Origin of the sequence: Pseudomonas sp. BF-R-26, from assembly GCF_019947395.1 — a bacterium.
GTDB lineage: Bacteria > Pseudomonadota > Gammaproteobacteria > Pseudomonadales > Pseudomonadaceae > Aquipseudomonas > Aquipseudomonas farris.
This window is the reverse complement of the sequence record NZ_JAGYGK010000003.1, coordinates 134,831-152,646: the sequence shown is the minus strand read 5'-3', so window position 1 is coordinate 152,646 and position 17,816 is coordinate 134,831. Positions and strand designations below refer to the sequence as shown.

16 protein-coding genes are annotated in these 17,816 nt (G+C 58.9%); 9 read left to right on the top strand and 7 right to left on the bottom strand.

The annotated features are described in order from the left end of the window. From KGB18_RS04880 to KGB18_RS04860, 5 genes are all read right to left on the bottom strand, one after another. A complete protein-coding gene (locus KGB18_RS04880; RefSeq protein WP_052962878.1) occupies window positions 1-1,215 on the bottom strand; it encodes an ImmA/IrrE family metallo-endopeptidase in 1,215 nt (404 codons plus the stop codon). Beyond that, on the bottom strand, window positions 1,205-1,582 hold the full coding sequence (locus tag KGB18_RS04875; RefSeq protein WP_223569480.1) for a type II toxin-antitoxin system HigB family toxin: 378 nt from the start codon (window positions 1,580-1,582) through the stop codon (window positions 1,205-1,207). The genes KGB18_RS04880 and KGB18_RS04875 overlap by 11 nt, the downstream gene beginning before the upstream one ends. A 91-nt stretch (window positions 1,583-1,673) precedes the next feature. Beyond that, the gene (locus KGB18_RS04870; RefSeq protein WP_223569479.1) at window positions 1,674-3,215 is read right to left on the bottom strand and encodes a phosphoenolpyruvate carboxykinase; all 1,542 of its coding nucleotides are present in this window, start codon (window positions 3,213-3,215) and stop codon (window positions 1,674-1,676) included. Window positions 3,216-3,394: 179 nt separating this feature from the next. Next, window positions 3,395-4,297 (bottom strand): Hsp33 family molecular chaperone HslO, encoded by a 903-nt coding sequence (gene hslO / locus KGB18_RS04865; protein WP_050681816.1) that lies wholly within the window; start codon window positions 4,295-4,297, stop codon window positions 3,395-3,397. A 225-nt stretch (window positions 4,298-4,522) separates the two neighbouring features. Continuing rightward, complete coding sequence (locus KGB18_RS04860) at window positions 4,523-4,930, bottom strand: RNA-binding S4 domain-containing protein (protein ID WP_038978494.1); 408 nt, start codon at window positions 4,928-4,930, stop codon at window positions 4,523-4,525. A 230-nt stretch (window positions 4,931-5,160) separates the two neighbouring features. Here KGB18_RS04860 and KGB18_RS04855 point away from each other — a divergent pair, with 230 nt between their 5' ends. Then, on the top strand, window positions 5,161-5,622 hold the full coding sequence (locus KGB18_RS04855; protein WP_173667533.1) for an ATP-dependent zinc protease: 462 nt from the start codon (window positions 5,161-5,163) through the stop codon (window positions 5,620-5,622). After that, the gene (gene rimK / locus KGB18_RS04850) at window positions 5,619-6,524 is read left to right on the top strand and encodes a 30S ribosomal protein S6--L-glutamate ligase (protein ID WP_008005189.1); all 906 of its coding nucleotides are present in this window, start codon (window positions 5,619-5,621) and stop codon (window positions 6,522-6,524) included. Before KGB18_RS04855 ends, rimK begins: the two co-directional genes overlap by 4 nt. Before the next feature lie 165 nt (window positions 6,525-6,689). Here the strand turns inward: rimK and KGB18_RS04845 are convergent, their stop codons facing one another. Together KGB18_RS04845 and ompR are read right to left on the bottom strand one after the other, a co-directional pair. Next, window positions 6,690-8,003 (bottom strand): ATP-binding protein, encoded by a 1,314-nt coding sequence (locus KGB18_RS04845; protein ID WP_123721709.1) that lies wholly within the window; start codon window positions 8,001-8,003, stop codon window positions 6,690-6,692. Window positions 8,004-8,117: 114 nt separating this feature from the next. Next, complete coding sequence (gene ompR, locus KGB18_RS04840; protein ID WP_007903084.1) at window positions 8,118-8,858, bottom strand: two-component system response regulator OmpR; 741 nt, start codon at window positions 8,856-8,858, stop codon at window positions 8,118-8,120. A 361-nt stretch (window positions 8,859-9,219) separates the two neighbouring features. Between ompR and KGB18_RS04835 the strand changes: the two genes are divergently transcribed. The 7 genes from KGB18_RS04835 (at window position 9,220) to tauD (ending at window position 17,807) form a co-directional block, all read left to right on the top strand. Then, a complete protein-coding gene (locus KGB18_RS04835) occupies window positions 9,220-11,544 on the top strand; it encodes a Tex family protein (protein WP_008076563.1) in 2,325 nt (774 codons plus the stop codon). Continuing rightward, window positions 11,544-11,927 (top strand): PaaI family thioesterase, encoded by a 384-nt coding sequence (locus tag KGB18_RS04830; protein ID WP_008076564.1) that lies wholly within the window; start codon window positions 11,544-11,546, stop codon window positions 11,925-11,927. Before KGB18_RS04835 ends, KGB18_RS04830 begins: the two co-directional genes overlap by 1 nt. 339 nt (window positions 11,928-12,266) lie before the next feature. Continuing rightward, the gene (gene gshA / locus KGB18_RS04825) at window positions 12,267-13,850 is read left to right on the top strand and encodes a glutamate--cysteine ligase (RefSeq protein WP_123721710.1); all 1,584 of its coding nucleotides are present in this window, start codon (window positions 12,267-12,269) and stop codon (window positions 13,848-13,850) included. Window positions 13,851-14,140: 290 nt separating this feature from the next. Then, a complete protein-coding gene (tauA, locus tag KGB18_RS04820) occupies window positions 14,141-15,118 on the top strand; it encodes a taurine ABC transporter substrate-binding protein (protein ID WP_223569478.1) in 978 nt (325 codons plus the stop codon). 16 nt (window positions 15,119-15,134) lie between these two features. Further along, complete coding sequence (tauB, locus tag KGB18_RS04815; protein WP_123721712.1) at window positions 15,135-15,929, top strand: taurine ABC transporter ATP-binding subunit; 795 nt, start codon at window positions 15,135-15,137, stop codon at window positions 15,927-15,929. Then, complete coding sequence (tauC, locus tag KGB18_RS04810; protein WP_223569477.1) at window positions 15,926-16,759, top strand: taurine ABC transporter permease TauC; 834 nt, start codon at window positions 15,926-15,928, stop codon at window positions 16,757-16,759. The genes tauB and tauC overlap by 4 nt, the downstream gene beginning before the upstream one ends. Before the next feature lie 205 nt (window positions 16,760-16,964). After that, complete coding sequence (tauD, locus tag KGB18_RS04805; protein ID WP_123721714.1) at window positions 16,965-17,807, top strand: taurine dioxygenase; 843 nt, start codon at window positions 16,965-16,967, stop codon at window positions 17,805-17,807. Window positions 17,808-17,816: the final 9 nt, after the last annotated feature.

Sequence of the window (17,816 nt, the reverse complement as noted above, 5' to 3'; positions counted from 1 at the left end):
TCAGGCCTCGCAATTGGTATAAGATTGCAGCATAGCTCTGACTTCATCCTGACCTACTAAGCCAGAAAAAAGAGCGTAGTTATCAGATTCCTTCCTGATTCTTCCAACTATTATTGAAGGGTGAATCTTAAGCTCTCTGGCTAGGTTTTCTATGGACTCCATACTAGGTGATAAATGAGCCTCACTCCGTTTCCATATCATCCGTGGTATAAATGCCTCTCGCGCCAGTCGGTTTGCTTCAGCCTCGCGACGATCTTCCGACTCTGTATTCAAATCATCTAGAAAAGCCTCATCATGCCCTATATGCTTCCAAAGATGAGCAACTTCATGCAGCAGAGTAAACCAAAAGTTATCAAGCCGATCATAACGAAGAGTTAGGGCAATTATTGGCGTGCCATCAGCATCTTTAAGAGCCGCTCCATCCAACTGAGTCCCTTTCAAATGCGGCTCAATTACTACTGCAACCCCTTGCCGCTCTAAAAACTCTATTGCCAGCAAAGGTCCATGTACGGACCAGCTTAACTGAGCGAGTTCTCGTAAAAAAGTGGCTGAAAGCTTACTTTCATCAAAGAATCCAAGATTTTCTTTCTTGTCTCTGGCACGTTGAATAACGCGAGCCAACCAAGCATAAAGGGCGTATTGAGTCGTAGGGGACGACGCTTCACCAGAAAGCGTTCGTCTGAATGAGGCCGCACCAAACTGTAAGCCGGCCTCCGAAATATAATTTTGCACAACTTGCTGTATTGATTCTTTCGCTTGAATAGATATTTCTTGCAACCAACCTCTACGAGTCATTTCTTTAATAGGAAATTTCGTCCAATCAATTTCGCCTTTTTTTTGCTCAACATCCGGGCTGGATACACCTATCAATGTTTCGGCTGACAGTCCTAGACCTATTGATAATGCCCGAATCATCTGAACCGTCAACGGCCGTTTTCTTCTTAGAACCTCTGAGACACGACTACTTGTACCAAAATATGAAACCAAATCAGCCTGCTTCAATCCTCGCTCTTGCATTCTGAAAAGAATTGCATCAATTGGATCCGGTGGCTCAACTGGATACTTACTATTCTCGTATGCCTCGAGCAAAACGGTAAGGACCTCTAATCTGTCGCTCTCCTCGGTATAAAGAGATGGATTTTTCGCCATAAGTACCTGCACTTCTTCAAGGTATGCTCGGTACTGCTCTTCGGTCCGGATAACCTTAGTGCTCATGCTTATCTTCACTTATTAAATCTGTAATGAGAGCGACGCCTTGAGGAAAGGCGATCATTAGCTGAATCGCTACACCACAACTCTCCACAGGAAAATGAAACACACCGTCCCCCTTGAGGCTCGAATTCGGGAATTGTTCATTCACATCAGCCGGTTGCTTCCAGTGGGCGGAAATGATCTCAGCGACCCACCCTCGCAGCCATTTTTCGGCTCGATCACCCTTACCCTGAAGTGGGGTAAGCTTTTCACGTCCAATGAGTCGCATAGAATCTTCTTCCCAATTTGGGACGATAATCCTCGCCAAGATACAGAATGTCAATATCCCAATTTGGGAAAAACACAAACCCTGAAGATTTTCGTAGAACATTAGTGTTTTTGGGCAACGACTGAGGGATCGACGCCCAAAAAAAAGCCGCCCCAAAGGGCGGCTTTCTCTTACCTCAAACCACTACCGATTCTTACAACTTCGGCCCAGCAGCCTTAATCGCGTCGCTCACGTCGAACTTCTTGAAGTTCTCAACAAACAACCCAGCCAGTGCTTTAGCGGCTTCATCGTAAGCAGCCTTGTCAGCCCAGGTATTACGTGGGTTCAACAGGCCAGTCTCAACGCCCGGCACAACCAACGGAACGTCCAGGTTGATGGTGTCCAGGTGCTCAGTCTCAGCACCGATCAACGCACCGCTCTGGATCGCTGCAATCACGCCGCGAGTGGTCGGGATGTTGAAGCGTTTGCCGACGCCGTAGCCACCGCCGGTCCAGCCGGTGTTGACCAGGTAGACCTTGGAGCCGAAGCCGCGGATGCGTTTGATCAGCAGTTCTGCGTATTCGCCGGCCGGACGCGGGAAGAATGGTGCGCCGAAGCAGGTGGAGAAGGTCGACTTGATGCCGCTGCCGGAACCCATTTCGGTCGAGCCCACCAGTGCGGTGTAGCCGGACAGGAAGTGGTAGGCCGCTTGTTCTTCGCTGAGGATCGAGACTGGCGGCAGGACGCCGGTCAGGTCGCAGGTCAGGAAGATCACAGCGTTTGGCTCGCCACCGAGGTTCTTCTCGGAACGCTTCTCGACGTGCTCCAGCGGGTAGGCTGCGCGGCTGTTCTGGGTCAGGCTGCCGTCGGCGTAGTCAGCTTTCTTGGCGTCGTCCAGCACAACGTTTTCCAGGACTGCGCCGTGCTTGATGGCTTTCCAGATGACCGGCTCGTTCTTCTCGGACAGGTCGATGCACTTGGCATAGCAACCGCCTTCGATGTTGAACACCACACCCTCGCCCCAGCCGTGCTCGTCGTCACCGATCAGGTAACGGCTTTCATCGGCGGACAGGGTGGTCTTGCCAGTGCCAGACAAACCGAAGAACAGGGTCACGTCGCCCGCTTCTCCGATGTTGGCAGCGCAGTGCATTGGCAGCACGTCGGCGGCCGGCAACAGGAAGTTCTGCACCGAGAACATGGCTTTCTTCATTTCACCGGCGTAGCGCATGCCGGCGATCAGCACTTTCTTCTGTGCGAAGTTGATGATCACACAACCGTCGGAGTTGGTGCCGTCACGCTCTGGCACGCACTCGAAGTTGGCAACGTTGAGGACTTGCCACTCTTCACGGCCAGCCGGGTTGTACTGAGCTGGGTTGATGAACAGGCAACGACCGAACAGGTTCTGCCAGGCAGTCTGGGTGGTCATCTTCACGGCCAGGTAGTGCTCTTCGGCAGCACCTACGTGCACGTGGGAAACGAAATGCTCTTGCGCGTTGTTGAAGGCCTCGACGCGAGCCCACAGGGCATCGAACTTGTCGGCCGGGAACTTGCGGTTGATCGGGCCCCAGGCGATGGCGTCCTGGGTGGTCGGCTCTTCAACGATGAAACGATCGACTGGCGAACGGCCGGTACGGTGACCGGTGCGAACAACCAGCGCGCCGGTATCGGCAAGCTCGCCTTCACCGCGATTCAGGGCTTCTTTAACCAGATCATCAACACTCAGATCGGTGTACACGGCGTTATTGGCTTGCGTCATGAGGTTCCCCGTCGGCCAGTGGCCGAGTGCTCCAAACGTTTTGTAGTAGAAAGTCGTGCACTACTACCGCGAAAAAAGTGGGCCGGATTATGCCAGAAAAGCCCAAAAAGTGTAGGGCCCTCCGGTCAGAACGGCGTTATTCCGGCGTTAAGCAGTGAATTTACCTGCACTGAAACGTTTTAGTGACGGGTATCTGACGGCGTATCGACCCCTGCACCAGCAAACAATTGGGTGATATCGGCCGCGTCGAACAGGTAACGTTCGTTGCAAAACTGGCAATCGATCTCCACGGCGCCACCGTGTTCGATAACGAGTGCCTGGGCATCATCCAGACCCAAACTGACCAACGCATTGCCCGAGCGTTCCCGAGAGCAGCTGCAATGGAAACGTAGGTTCTGCACGTCAAACAGGCGCACCTGTTCTTCATGATAGAGGCGATGGAGTACGGTTTCGTTGTCCAGGCTCAGCAATTCATCGGCTGTCAGGGTGCTGGCCAGGGCGGTGATGTGCTGCCAGCTGGCGGCGCGTTCTTCTTCGTCTTTCAGACGGTCGGCAGGCAATTGCTGCAGCAACAGGCCACGGGCACGACGGCCATCGGCGTAGAGCCAGAAACGCGTGCCGACCTGCTGAGACATGACGAAGTAGTTAGTGAAGCACTCCGAGAGAGTTTCGCCGTCGAGGTCGACGATGCCTTGGTAACGCTGGCCCTGAGTCGGGTCGACGGTCAGCGCCAGAACACCATTGGGCATCAAGTCGGCGAGGGTCGCGTCGGGGGCGATCTTGTCGGCTTCGTAACGAGCCAGGCCGCGGATTTCACGCTCACTGGAGCACTCGATCATCAGCAACGGCACCGGGCCTTCGGAACGGGCCTGCAGAATCAGCAAGCCATCGAACTTCAAGGTGCCAACCAGCAACGCTGCCGCCGCCATCAGCTCGCCCAGCAGTTGCGCGACCGGCTCCGGATAGGCGTGTTTGGCGAGGACTTCGGCATAGCTACGCTCCAACCCAACCAGCTCGCCGCGGGTGTCGCTGTCATCGAAGATGAAGCGTTGGGTGTAGTCGTTATCCGATAGATTGGTCATAGGTCTGGGTATCTGAAAGGGTGACAAAAAATGAAAATCGCGTCATTTCCGCATTTTTGGGCGGGCAAAGTTCAGCCGTAAAGGCATTTTATGAACAATCCGGGGTTGTTCCAAGCAAGGTCAAACCTCGGTTTTCGACGAACGGCGTTTTCACTTTTCCGCTGTCGAGAACACCCATATGGCTGCACAGGTGCGTGATTGCAAGTCCGTGCCCGACGGCCGTCACTACTCGTCGTTGCTGTTACCGCGAAACTTGAACAGATCCCGACGCTGCTTCTTGCTCGGCTTGCCATCGGTGCTCACGCCCAACGCCCCGGCCTTGCGCATGGCCGCAGCCGCTTCACGTTTGGCGACGCTGGCTTCGGTTTCGGCATACAGGGCCTGAGCCTCCGGCGCACCACGGCGCACGATCGACAGCGCCTGGACCACCACCGTACGCTCCTCGAAGCCGGTGCGAATCTGAAACTCATCGCCAACCCTCGGCTCCTTGCCTGGCTTGCAGCGCTCGCCCCGGCAATGCACCTTGCCACTCTCAATCGCGGCCTTGGCCAAGGCACGTGTTTTATAAAAACGCGCGGCCCACAACCATTTATCGAGACGGACCTTGTCGTCCTCTTCGCTTTTTTGTGCCATTGGATGACCTCATTCTGAAATATCGATGAACTGTACTACCGTTTCTGTCGTGCCATGAATCCTCACACTGTGGATTAGAATGCAGGCATTCCCCGCAATTGAGGGATGGAAATTCGGGCAGTAGATATCTGTCGCCTTTTACCCATTATTCTGCGTGAATACCGCGAATTCGGCCGCACGCGGTCTGAGCGGTTTTTGCCGGTTGAGCACTTTTGAAGACATTTGACCATTTGACCGTTATCGGTCTGCGCGAGTGGGTGGCGCTCCCGGATTTGGGAGTCGCGGGCCTTCGGGCAAAAATCGACACCGGCGCCAGCACCTCCAGTTTGCACGCCACCGACATCGAGCCGTTCGAGCGCGATGGGGAACAGTGGGTACGCTTTACCGCGCACCTGGGCACGGTGGTGCAACTGCGGCACCGGCGCTGCGAAGCCCCGCTGGTAACGAGGAAAACCATTAAAAGCTCCAATGGCCATGCGCAGATGCGCTATGTGGTCAGCACCACCCTGGCCCTCGGTGATCGGGTCTGGCGGGTCGAGTTCACCCTCGCCTGCCGCAAGTCCATGCGTTATCGCCTGTTACTCGGTTCCAAAGCCCTGATCGACGGCCAGTTGGTGGTCAATCCAGGCATTAAATATGTACAAGACAAGCCGGTGTTCCCGGTATCTACCTTCTCCACAGGTGTTGCATGAAGATCGCTGTGCTGTCGCGGAACCCGCGTCTGTATTCCACCCGTCGTCTGGTCGAAGCCGGTATGGAGCGTGGCCATGAAATGGTGGTGATCGACACCCTGCGCGCCTACATGAACATTGCCAGTCACAAGCCGCAGATCCACTACCGCGGCAAGCCGCTGGAGGGTTTCGATGCAGTGATCCCGCGGATCGGCGCATCGGTTACGTTTTATGGCTGCGCGGTGCTGCGCCAGTTCGAAATGATGGGCGTGTTTCCGCTCAACGAATCGGTAGCCATCGCCCGTTCGCGAGACAAACTGCGTTCGCTGCAATTGCTGTCGCGCCGGGGGATCGGTTTGCCGGTCACCGGCTTTGCCCACTCCCCGGATGACATTCCCGACTTGATCGAGATGGTCAATGGCGCGCCGCTGGTGATCAAGGTGCTGGAAGGTACTCAGGGCATCGGCGTGGTGCTGTGTGAAACGGCCACGGCGGCGGAATCGGTGATCGAAGCCTTCATGGGCCTGAAGCAGAACATCATGGTTCAGGAATACATCAAGGAAGCCGGCGGCGCGGACATTCGTTGTTTCGTGGTCGGCGACAAGGTCATCGCGGCGATGAAGCGCCAGGCCAAGCCGGGGGAGTTTCGCTCCAACCTGCATCGCGGCGGCAGTGCGAGCCTGATCAAGATCACGCCAGAAGAACGCATGACCGCGTTGCGTGCGGCGAAGGTCATGGGGTTGGCGGTGGCGGGGGTGGATATCCTGCGCTCCAATCATGGGCCACTGGTGATGGAAGTGAACTCGTCACCAGGGCTTGAAGGGATTGAAACCACCACAGGGAAGAATGTGGCGGGGATCATCATTGAGCATCTGGAGAAGAATGGCGGGCCGAATATGACTCGGACCAAAGGGAAGGGTTGAAGCTTACTCGGTCCCTGTGGCGAGGGAGCTTGCTCCCGCTGGAGGCCGAAGGACTCCCGATTCCGGCAACCGTATTCTTTTATTGAAATACGGTTGCCGGGTTTTGCGGCTGCTGCGCAACCGAGCGGGAGCAAGCTCCCTCGCCACAGAGGTTGTGTACGGCGCTTAAACCGCATCCCGCGGCAACATCAACCCAAGCGGCAACCGCACCCGCGCTTCCAGCCCACCACCGGACCGGTTGCGCAGCTCGACATTCCCGCCATGCATCGAAGCGATCCGCTTCACGATTGCCAACCCCAACCCGGTCCCCTTCCCGCCCCGGGCCCGATCGCCACGGGTGAACGGGTTGAAGATCGCCTCCAGTTCCGACGGATCGATCCCCGCGCCACGGTCCATGACGCTCAGCACCACATACGGTGCACTGGTATCTCCAGACACATAAGCCGCCACTTCGACGCCGCTGCCGGCGTGATGCAGAGCATTGCCGATCAGGTTGTTCAGCAACCGCTTCATCGACACCCGACGCAACGGGAACGGCTGAATCGGTTCCAGGCGCAAGTGCACTTTCTCTTCATTCTGGTTGTACGGCGCAGCGACTTCGCGAACCAGATCACTCAGGTCCACTTCTTCCACCGACTCGTCACGTCCGTCACGAATGAACGCCAGGAACTGATCGAGAATCGCATCCATGTCCTCGATGTCGCGCACCATATCGTCGGTCAGGTCACTGTGATCGCCCATCAGCTCCAGGGACAGTCGCAAACGGGTCAGTGGCGTGCGTAGATCGTGAGAGACCCCGGCCAGCATCAGCTCCCGTTCGCGTCCCGCCTGTTCGACGTCTTCAGCCATTTGGTTGAAGGCGCGATAAACCTCGGTCATCTCGCTCGGTGTATCGCTGATCGGCAGACGCACGCTGCGACCCTGACCCAGTTGCCTTGCGGCATAGACCAGTCGTTTCAACGGTTGATTGAGCTGGCTTACGAAGATCCACGCCGAGGCGGTGGACAACAAACCAATGGCGAGGAACCAGCCGAGCACGTTCCAGATTTTCTGGCCGCGCAATGGATGCGGGTATAGCGGCACTTTCAGCCAGCCATCGCCCAGGCTGGGCGCCCGGACCCACAGCGCCGGCGGTGAGTGCATGCGTAATCGCACTTCGGTGTCGGCACCCAATTCGGCCTGCATCTGTCGCTGGTAGATCTCGCTGTAGGGCCAGTGCTGTTCGCCTTCCGGCACACCGGCACCCACCACCCGGATCAGGGTCGCGGCATCGGCGATTTTCGTGCGGTTCTCTTCGTCGGCGGCCCAATAGGCGCGCAGCGTCAGGGCGACGCCGTGGCTGTATTGGCGATCCACCAGCACATCTTCGTTCATCAACAGATAAACCAGGGTCAGCGCCTTGGAGAACAGGACGACGATCAGCACCAGCCACAGGGTGCGGGAGAAGAAGCTCTGGGGGAACCAAACAGGGGTTTTCATGGGTAACCGCTACACACTTGCAGGAGCGAGCGATGCTCGCATATTGCGGATCGCGAGTCTGCGGGAAAGGTCATCTGACCGTTACCCGCAAGACCCGCTCCTACAAATCACTAATCACTTCGTGGCGGCGCCATCCGGAACGAACACGTAACCCACGCCCCAGACAGTCTGGATGTAGCGTGGTTTGGACGGATCGGGTTCGATCATCCGGCGCAGACGGGAAATCTGCACGTCGATGGAACGCTCCAGGGCATCCCACTCGCGGCCACGGGCCAGGTTCATCAGTTTGTCGCGGGTCAGTGGCTGACGCGCGTTCATGACCAACGCCTTGAGCACCGCAAACTCACCGGTGGTGAGCATATGCACTTCGTCGCCGCGCTTGAGTTCGCGAGTGGCCAGGGACAGTTCGTAGTCACCGAAGGTCACGCTTTCGTCTTCGCTGCCCGGTGCGCCCGGCACCGGTGCCGCCTGACGACGCAGAACTGCTTTGACCCGAGCCATCAACTCGTCCGGGTTGAACGGCTTGGCCAGGTAATCGTCGGCGCCCAGTTCCAGGCCCTTGATGCGGCTAAGCTCATCACCCTTGGCGGTCAGCATGATGATCGGAATCTGATTGTTCGCCGTGCGCAGGCGGCGGCAAGCGGTCAGGCCGTCTTCGCCGGGCAGCATCAGGTCGAGGACGACCAGGTTGAACACTTCACGCGCCAGCAGGCGGTCCATTTGTTCAGTGTTCGGTACGGCGCGGGCACGGTAGCCCTTGCTGACGAAAAAGCGTTCCAGCAGGCTGCTCAGCCCAGGATCGTCGTCAACAATAAGAATTTTTTCGCCTTCAGCAATGTTTGCAGTGCTGCTCATTGGATGCTCCTTTGATCTCGGCGCGCATTATGGCGTAGCTGCCGTTATACGCACCGTGTGCATTGTTAGCAGATTTTTCCTTCACCGCCAGAAAACCGGGCATTGTGCCTACAACCAGCGATGCCCCCGAATGGACAGAACGCTGGTTATAATGCGCGGCCTTTTGTGTCAGGCAACGTCTGATCGTTACTGTTAGCAGCCGCTTTTTTTTTCATGGCGCTGGCAGTAATTGTTCGATTTCACGGGTCAACGGGAAGCCTGTTGGCTCAGGTAGCGGCGCACGCCAGGCCGCTCAACCAGACTCGCCGAGCCCTTATCTCTGCGCCTGCGAGCCTGCTTTCACAATTTGTCAGGTGGTTTTATGGACAGCATCAACAGCCGCATCGCCGAGGAACTCGGCGTCCGCCCACAACAGGTCGAAGCGGCCGTCGCGCTACTCGATGAAGGCTCTACCGTTCCCTTCATCGCCCGCTACCGGAAAGAAGTGACCGGCAGCCTCGATGACATCCAGTTGCGTCATCTGGAAGAGCGTCTGCGCTACCTGCGAGAACTCGACGAACGGCGGATCAGCATCCTCGCCAGCATTCAAGAGCAGGGCAAACTGACCCCGCAACTCGAACGCGACATCAAACTCGCCGACACCAAGACCCGTCTCGAAGACTTGTACCTGCCGTACAAGCAGAAGCGCCGCACCAAGGGCCAGATCGCCCTGGAAGCCGGCCTCGGCGAGCTGGCCGACGGCCTGTTCAACGACCCGACCCTGAACCCTGAAGCCGAAGCCGCGCGCTTCATCGATGCCGAAAAAGGCGTGGCCGATGTGAAAGCCGCCCTTGAAGGCGCCAAGTACATCCTCATGGAGCGCTTCGCCGAAGACGCTGGCCTGCTGGACAAGTTGCGCAACTACCTCAAGCAGGAAGCCACCCTCAGTGCCCGCGTGATTGCTGGCAAGGAAGAGGAAGGCGCCAAGTTCCGCGACTATTTCGAACACGACGAACCGCTGAAAAGCATGCCATCGCACCGCGCACTGGCGATTTTCCGTGGCCGCAACGAAGGCATTCTCAGCTCCGCGCTGAAAGTCGGCGATGAACTGCCGGGCACCATGCACCCGTGCGAAGGCATGATCGGCCAGCAATTCGGCATCCAGAACCAGAACCGCGCCGCCGACAAATGGCTGGGCGAAGTGGTGCGCTGGACCTGGAAGGTCAAGCTCTACACGCACCTGGAAACCGACCTGCTGGGCGAGCTGCGCGACGGCGCGGAAACCGAAGCGATCAACGTGTTCGCGCACAACCTGCACGACTTGCTGCTGTCGGCCCCGGCCGGCCCGCGCGCCACCCTGGGCCTCGACCCGGGCCTGCGCACCGGTTGCAAGGTCGCCGTGGTCGATGCCACCGGCAAGCTGCTGGATCACGCCACGGTTTACCCGCACGTACCGCACAACAAGTGGGACCAGACCCTCGCCGTGCTCGCCGCCCTGTGCGCCAAGCATTCGGTGGACCTGATCGCCATCGGCAACGGCACCGCCAGCCGTGAAACCGACAAGCTCGCTGCTGAGCTGATCAAAAAATACCCAGCCATGAAGATGACCAAAGTCATGGTCTCCGAGGCCGGCGCATCGGTGTACTCGGCGTCGGAACTGGCCTCCAAGGAATTCCCGGACCTCGACGTGTCGATCCGTGGCGCGGTGTCGATTGCCCGTCGCTTGCAGGATCCGCTGGCTGAGCTGGTGAAGATCGATCCGAAATCCATCGGCGTCGGCCAGTACCAGCACGACGTGTCGCAGCTGAAACTGGCACGCGGCCTGGACGCTGTGGTCGAGGATTGCGTGAACGCCGTGGGCGTCGACGTCAACACCGCCTCCGTGGCGCTGCTGGCGCGTATCTCCGGCCTCAACGCGACCCTGGCGCAGAACATCGTCAGCCACCGCGACGAGCACGGTGCGTTCAAAACCCGTGCGGCGCTGAAAAAAGTCGCGCGTCTGGGTGAAAAAACCTTTGAACAAGCCGCAGGCTTCCTACGCGTGATGAATGGCGACAACCCATTGGATTCGTCCGCGGTTCACCCGGAAGCCTATCCGCTGGTGCAGCGCATTGCCGCTGAAACCGACCGTGACATTCGCTCGCTGATCGGCGACGCAAGCTTCCTCAAGCGCCTCGATCCGAAGAAGTACACCGACGAAACGTTCGGTCTGCCGACGGTCACCGACATCCTGCAAGAGCTGGAAAAACCCGGTCGCGACCCGCGTCCCGAGTTCAAGACCGCCGAGTTCCAGGAAGGCGTCGAAGACCTCAAGGACCTGCAACTGGGGATGATCCTCGAAGGCGTGGTCACCAACGTGACCAACTTCGGCGCCTTCGTCGACATCGGCGTGCATCAGGACGGTTTGGTACACATTTCCGCGCTGTCGGAGAAGTTCATCAAGGATCCGCGCGAAGCGGTGAAGGCCGGTGATGTAGTCAAGGTGAAGGTCATGGAAGTCGACATCCCGCGCAAACGCGTTGGCCTGTCGATGCGCATGAGCGACACCCCGGGCGAGAAGATCGACGGTGCCCGTGGCGCGCGTCCGGGGTCGGCACCACGCCAATCCCAGAACACCGCACCGCGCAAGGAAACCACGGCAGCAGCCCCAGCCAACAACGCCATGGCTTCGCTGTTCGCTAACGCCAAACAGTTGAAAAAACGCTGATGGAGATCCCGGCCGGCTTGACCGAAAGCGCGTTTTTCAAGCTGCTGGGGTGTCGCTTGCACAGTCTGGAAACCGGGGTGGCGCAAGTCGCCCTGGCGCTTGAGCCAGAACTGCGCAATCGCGGCGGCAAACTGCACGGCGGCGCACTGTTCAGTCTGGTCGACATTGCCATGGGGCTGGCCTGTTCCAGCACCCACGGCTTTGACCAGCAGAGCGCAACCATCGAGTGCAAGATCAACTACATCCGCGCCGTCGCCGACGGTGAAGTGATGTGCACGGCGCGGGTGATCCATCCGGGTCGCCGCACGCTGGTGGTTGAAGCCGACGTGATGCAAGGCGACAAACTCGTCGCAAAAGCACAAGGCACGTTCGCTGTCCTGTAGCCCCCAATCATCAATTTGAGTTAATTTCGGCGCTGTGACTGCAGCGTCGGAGTTTTCTGTGGGAGCGCCTGTGGCGAGGGGGCTTGCCCCCGTTTGAGTGCGTAGCACTCACAATATCTTGGAACATCAGAGATTTTGGGGCTGCTTTGCAGCCCAACGGGGGCAAGCCCCCTCGCCACAGGCCGCTCCCACAGGGGATTGCGGCGATCAATCCCTGGCTGGCTGACAGCAGGCCAGTGCGGCCCGAAAACCAGGCGAAAACGCCAGTTTTAACTTCACCCTTGTAGACCGTCTTGCCCACCCCCATATTGGGGCGACTGACGCGTGAAGGAATCCAACTTGAGCGAACTTCTCAACCGCCGCCTGGCTCTGCTTGGCGAGCGCGCTAACCTCTCTCTGCTCGAACAGTGCCTTCACGGCATCGAACGTGAATGCCTGCGCGTGACAGGCGAAGGGCGCCTGGCGCAAACGCCGCACCCCGAAGAATTGGGTTCCGCGCTGACCAACGAACAAATCACCACCGACTATTCCGAGTCGCTGCTGGAATTCATCACGCCAGCTCTGCCAGACCCGGCGGATACCTTGGCGAGCCTCGATAAGATCCATCGGTTTGCCTACAGCAAACTCGGCAACGAGTACCTGTGGAGTCCATCGATGCCGTGCCCGTTGCCGGCCGAGGAAGACATCCCGATCGCTTATTACGGCACCTCCAACATCGGTCAGCTCAAGTACGTCTATCGCAAGGGCCTGGCCCTGCGTTACGGCAAGACCATGCAGTGCATCGCCGGGATCCACTACAACTTTTCCCTGCCGGAAAAGCTCTGGCCGCGGCTTAAAGAGGCCGAAGGCTTTGTCGGCACCGATCGCGATTATCAGTCGTCGGCCTACATCGCGCTGATCCGCAACTTCCGTCGCTACAGCTGGCTGCTGATGTACCTGTTCGGCGCCTCGCCTGCGCTGGACGCCGGTTTCCTGCGCGGTCGTTCGCATCAGTTGGAACAGCTGGACCCGGACACGTTGTACCTGCCGTACGCCACCAGCCTGCGCATGAGTGACCTGGGTTACCAGAGCAACGCCCAGGCCGGTCTGACGCCGTGCTACAACGATCTGACCAGCTACACCGACAGCCTGCGCAAAGCGGTGGCTACGCCTTACCCCCCGTACGTCGAGATCGGTACGCACCAGGACGGTGAGTGGGTTCAGCTCAACACCAACATCCTGCAGATCGAAAACGAGTACTACTCCAACATCCGCCCGAAACGCGTGACCTACACCGGCGAACGGCCGATCCAGGCGCTGGTGGCCCGTGGCATTCAGTACGTCGAAGTGCGCTGCCTGGACATCAACCCGTTCCTGCCGATGGGCATCGACCTCACCGAGTCGCGGTTCCTTGATGCGTTCCTGTTGTATTGCGCGCTGAACGACAGCCCGCTGCTGACCAGTACCAGCTGCGGTAACGCGACGTCGAACTTCCTCAGTGTGGTCAAGGAAGGTCGTCGTCCGGGCCTGCAATTGCAACGTGACGGGCACCCGGTAGACCTGAAGGAATGGGCCGGCGAATTGCTGGAAAAGATTGCGCCATTGGCGGCGTTGCTGGATCAGAGCCATGGCGGCGATGCTCACAGCAAGGCGCTGGACGCACAACTGGCCAAGGTCAAGGACTCGTCCCTGACGCCATCGGCGCAGGTGTTGGCGGCGATGGCCGAGCACAAGGAAAGCTTTGCTCAGTTCTCCTTGCGTCAGAGTCAGGTGCACGCAGAGTTTTTCCGCAGCGAGCCGCTTTCAAGCGAAGAACAAGCTAAATTTGAAGAGCTGGCGCGCTCGTCGCTGGCTCAGCAAGTGGAGCTGGAACAGAACGAAGTCGGCGATTTCGATGTGTTTGTCGGGTCGTATCAGGCGAGTATTCTGGCGATCAGCAACTAAACTGCCAGAGTAGGTCCCCTCTGTGGCGAGGGGGCTTGCCCCCGTTGGACTGCACAGCAGTCTCTAAACCGACACACGCAATATTTCGGATAAACCGAGTCGTCTGCATTACGACTGCTTCGCAGCCGAACGGGGCGATGCGGCGGTCCGACAAGCCCCCTCGCCACAATGGTCTCTCTTAGAATTTTCCGCTCATAAGGTAATTCGAAAAAGTTATTTATTTTCGGATTCTTATATCATTTAGTCTCCTTTTCACGCCGACTCTCGGTCGCCTGACAAGGAGCTTCCCGATGAAACTGACTTCCCCTCTTCGCCTTCTGGCCGCCGCGTTTCTGGCTTCGGCGAGTTTCCTGGCTCAGGCGGCAGATGTGACCGTCGCCTACCAGACCACCGTTGACCCGGCCAAAGTCGCCCAAGCCGACGGCACCTACGAAAAAGCCACCAAAGCCAACATCGACTGGCGCAAATTCGACAGCGGCGCCGACATCATCGCCGCCATCGCTTCCGGCGATGTGCAAATCGGCTATCTCGGCTCCAGCCCCCTGACGGCAGCAATCACCCGCAAAGTTCCGGTAGAAACCTTCCTTATCGCCACCCAAATCGGCGCCGCCGAAGCGCTGGTCGCTCGCGACGGTTCCGGGATCAAGACTCCGCAAGACCTGATCGGCAAGAAAATCGCCGTACCGTTCGTTTCCACCGGCCACTACAGCCTGCTGGCCGCGCTGAAACACTGGAACATCGACCCCTCGAAAGTCACCGTGCTCAACCTCGCGCCGCCGGCGATCATTGCTGCGTGGAAACGCGGTGATATCGACGCGACCTACGTCTGGGACCCGGCTCTCGGCGTAGCCAAGGAAAACGGCAAAGTACTGATCACCTCGGGCGAACTGGCCAAGTTCGGTGCACCGACTTTCGATGCCTGGATCGTGCGTAAGGATTTCGCCGAGAAGCACCCGGAAATCGTCACCGCGTTCGCCAAAGTGACCCTCGATGCCTACGCCGACTACCGCAAAGACCCGAAAGCCTGGCTCGCCAATCAAAGCAACGTCGACAAACTGGTGAAACTCTCCGGTGCCAAGGCCAGCGACATTCCATTGCTGCTGCAAGGCAACGTCTTCCCCCTCGCGGCTGATCAGGTGATCACCCTCGGCGCGCCGACCACCAAGGCCATTACCGACACCGCGATGTTCCTCAAGGAACAAGGCAAGGTCGAGGCCGTGCTGCCGGACTACGCGCCGTACGTCAGCGCCAAATACATCACCAATTGATCGGGAGTAAACCGCGATGGCTTTGCTTCAGCTGGAGCGCATCTGCGCACAGTACCCAGGCAACACGGAACCTGTGCTGGCGGATATTTCCCTGAGTCTGGGGCCCCAGCAGTTGCTGGTCGCCCTCGGCCCGTCCGGCAGTGGCAAGACCTCGCTGTTAAACCTGATTGCCGGTTTCGTCGAGCCCACTGCCGGGCGCATCACCCTTGACGGCGTGCCGGTCAAAGGCCCGAGCGCCGAGCGCGGCGTGGTGTTCCAGGACGACGCCCTGCTGCCTTGGCAGGACGTACTGGCCAACGTCGGCTTCGGTCTGGAACTGGCCGGCACTCCGCGGGAAAAACGTGAACAGCGCGCCCGGGAAATGCTCGCGCTGGTGGACCTTTCCGGTTTCGAAAATCGCCGAATCTGGCAGCTCTCGGGCGGGCAGAAGCAACGTGTTGGCCTCGCCCGCGCCCTCGCAGCAGACCCTCGGGTTTTGCTGATGGATGAACCCTTCGGTGCCCTTGACGCCTTCACCCGCGAACAGATGCAGGAGCTGTTGCTGCAGGTCTGGCAACGCACCGCCAAACCGGTGTTCCTGATTACCCACGACATTGAAGAAGCGGTGTTCCTCGCCACGGATCTGATTCTGCTAGCGCCCAACCCCGGGCAAATCGTCGAGCGTCTGAGCCTGGACTTCGGTCAGCGTTACGCTGCCGGTGAATCGGCGCGGGCGATCAAATCCGACCCGCGCTTTATCGAAACCCGCGAACACGTGCTCGCCAAAGTGTTCTCCCAACGCAGTGCCGTTCAGCGGCAGGAGCGCGCATGAGCACCTATGAAATTCCCGCCGCGACGGTGAAGTCGGGTTCGACGGCAATTCCGCTGCGTCGCAGTTTGAACACGCGCTGGATCAGCGTGCTGACCCTGGTGGTCCTCCTTGCCATTTGGTGGGCCGTCACGGCCACTGGTTTGATCGAACCGCTGTTCCTGCCGCCACCCTCCGCCGTGCTGCAAAAAGGCTGGCTGCTGGTGACCACCGGCTACATGGATTCGACCTTGTGGCAGCACTTGGGCGCGAGCCTCAGCCGTATTGGCCTGGGCCTTGGTTTCGCCGTGCTGACCGCCGTGCCGGTCGGCATCGCCATCGGCCACAACCGCATCGCTCGCGGCATTCTCGATCCGCTGATCGAGTTCTATCGCCCGATTCCGCCGCTGGCTTATCTGCCGCTGATCGTGATCTGGTGCGGTATCGGTGAGTTATCAAAAGTGCTGCTGATCTACCTGGCGATCTTCGCGCCGATCGCGATTGCCACCGCCACTGGCGTACGCACCGTCGACCCGGCGAAATTGCGCGCCGCGCAGTCGCTGGGCGCGACCCGGGCGCAGTTGATTCGGCATGTGATTCTGCCCAGTGCCTTGCCGGACATTTTGACCGGCGTGCGGATTGGTCTGGGCGTGGGTTGGTCGACGTTGGTGGCCGCTGAATTGATCGCCGCCACCAGCGGTTTGGGCTTCATGGTGCAGTCGGCCGCGCAATTCCTGGTCACCGATGTGGTGGTGCTGGGGATTCTGGTGATCGCGCTGATCGCCTTCGTGATGGAAATGGGCCTGCGTGCGCTACAACGCAAACTGGTGCCATGGCACGGCCAGGCTCACTGAATATTCATTGTGGGAGCGGGCCTGTGGCGAGGGGGCTTGCCCCCGCTGGGCCGCGAAGCGGCCCCCAAAATAACCCAGGCGACACGCTCCTCCAGCCAGTTTTTTCAGACGCAGGTTTTACGACTGCTTCGCAGCCGAACGGGGGCAAGCCCCCTCGCCACAGGGTCGCTCCCACAGTAGGCACCCCGGATTGAAGAGAACCACCATGAGTAACCTGACAATCGTCCCTTTAAGCTCCGCCCTCGGCGCGCAAATCAGCGGCATCGACATCAGCCAGCCGCTGAACCTGGAACAACGCGATGCCATCGAGCAGGCGCTGCTCAAGCATCAAGTGCTGTTCTTCCGCGACCAGCCGATCGAGCCGCAGCAGCAAGCGCGATTCGCCGCCTATTTCGGTGACCTGCATATTCATCCGATCTACCCGAACGTGCCGGAGCAACCGGAAGTGCTGATCCTCGACACCGCCGTCACCGATGTGCGGGACAACGCGATCTGGCACACCGACGTGACCTTCCTGCCGACCCCGGCGATGGGCGCGGTACTCAGCGCCAAACTGCTGCCGGAATTTGGCGGTGACACGCTGTGGGCCAGTGGTATTGCGGCGTATGAAGCACTGTCCGCACCGATGAAAACTCTGCTCGAAGGGTTGACCGCCACTCACGATTTCACCCGTTCGTTCCCGCTGGAGCGCTATGGCAATACACCGCAAGCTTTGGCTCAGTGGGAAGAGGCCCGGCGCAAGAACCCTCCGTTATCGCACCCGGTGATTCGCACACACCCGGTGAGCGGGCGCAGGTCGTTGTTCGTCAATGAAGGGTTCACGTCGAAGATCAATGAGCTGTCGGAAACGGAAAGCGAGGTGATTCTGAAATTCTTGTTCGCCCACACCACACGGCCAGAATTCACCATCCGTTGGCGCTGGCAGAAAGACGACATCGCGTTCTGGGACAATCGCGTGACCCAGCATCACGCGGTGGATGATTACCGCCCGGCGCGGCGGGTGATGCAGCGGGCTACGGTGTTGGGGGATGTGCCTTTCTTCCGGTGAGCCGATCGT

What these genes read in the sequence shown, in the direction of transcription:
- KGB18_RS04880 (WP_052962878.1), bottom strand. Translation starts at nt 1,215, where the DNA reads ATGAGCACTAAGGTTATCCGGACCGAAGAGCAGTACCGAGCATACCTT.
- KGB18_RS04875 (WP_223569480.1), bottom strand. Translation starts at nt 1,582, where the DNA reads ATGTTCTACGAAAATCTTCAGGGTTTGTGTTTTTCCCAAATTGGGATA.
- KGB18_RS04870 (WP_223569479.1), bottom strand. Translation starts at nt 3,215, where the DNA reads ATGACGCAAGCCAATAACGCCGTGTACACCGATCTGAGTGTTGATGAT.
- hslO (WP_050681816.1), bottom strand. Translation starts at nt 4,297, where the DNA reads ATGACCAATCTATCGGATAACGACTACACCCAACGCTTCATCTTCGAT.
- KGB18_RS04860 (WP_038978494.1), bottom strand. Translation starts at nt 4,930, where the DNA reads ATGGCACAAAAAAGCGAAGAGGACGACAAGGTCCGTCTCGATAAATGG.
- rimK (WP_008005189.1), top strand. Translation starts at nt 5,619, where the DNA reads ATGAAGATCGCTGTGCTGTCGCGGAACCCGCGTCTGTATTCCACCCGT.
- KGB18_RS04845 (WP_123721709.1), bottom strand. Translation starts at nt 8,003, where the DNA reads ATGAAAACCCCTGTTTGGTTCCCCCAGAGCTTCTTCTCCCGCACCCTG.
- ompR (WP_007903084.1), bottom strand. Translation starts at nt 8,858, where the DNA reads ATGAGCAGCACTGCAAACATTGCTGAAGGCGAAAAAATTCTTATTGTT.
- KGB18_RS04835 (WP_008076563.1), top strand. Translation starts at nt 9,220, where the DNA reads ATGGACAGCATCAACAGCCGCATCGCCGAGGAACTCGGCGTCCGCCCA.
- KGB18_RS04830 (WP_008076564.1), top strand. Translation starts at nt 11,544, where the DNA reads ATGGAGATCCCGGCCGGCTTGACCGAAAGCGCGTTTTTCAAGCTGCTG.
- tauA (WP_223569478.1), top strand. Translation starts at nt 14,141, where the DNA reads ATGAAACTGACTTCCCCTCTTCGCCTTCTGGCCGCCGCGTTTCTGGCT.
- tauB (WP_123721712.1), top strand. Translation starts at nt 15,135, where the DNA reads ATGGCTTTGCTTCAGCTGGAGCGCATCTGCGCACAGTACCCAGGCAAC.
- tauC (WP_223569477.1), top strand. Translation starts at nt 15,926, where the DNA reads ATGAGCACCTATGAAATTCCCGCCGCGACGGTGAAGTCGGGTTCGACG.
- tauD (WP_123721714.1), top strand. Translation starts at nt 16,965, where the DNA reads ATGAGTAACCTGACAATCGTCCCTTTAAGCTCCGCCCTCGGCGCGCAA.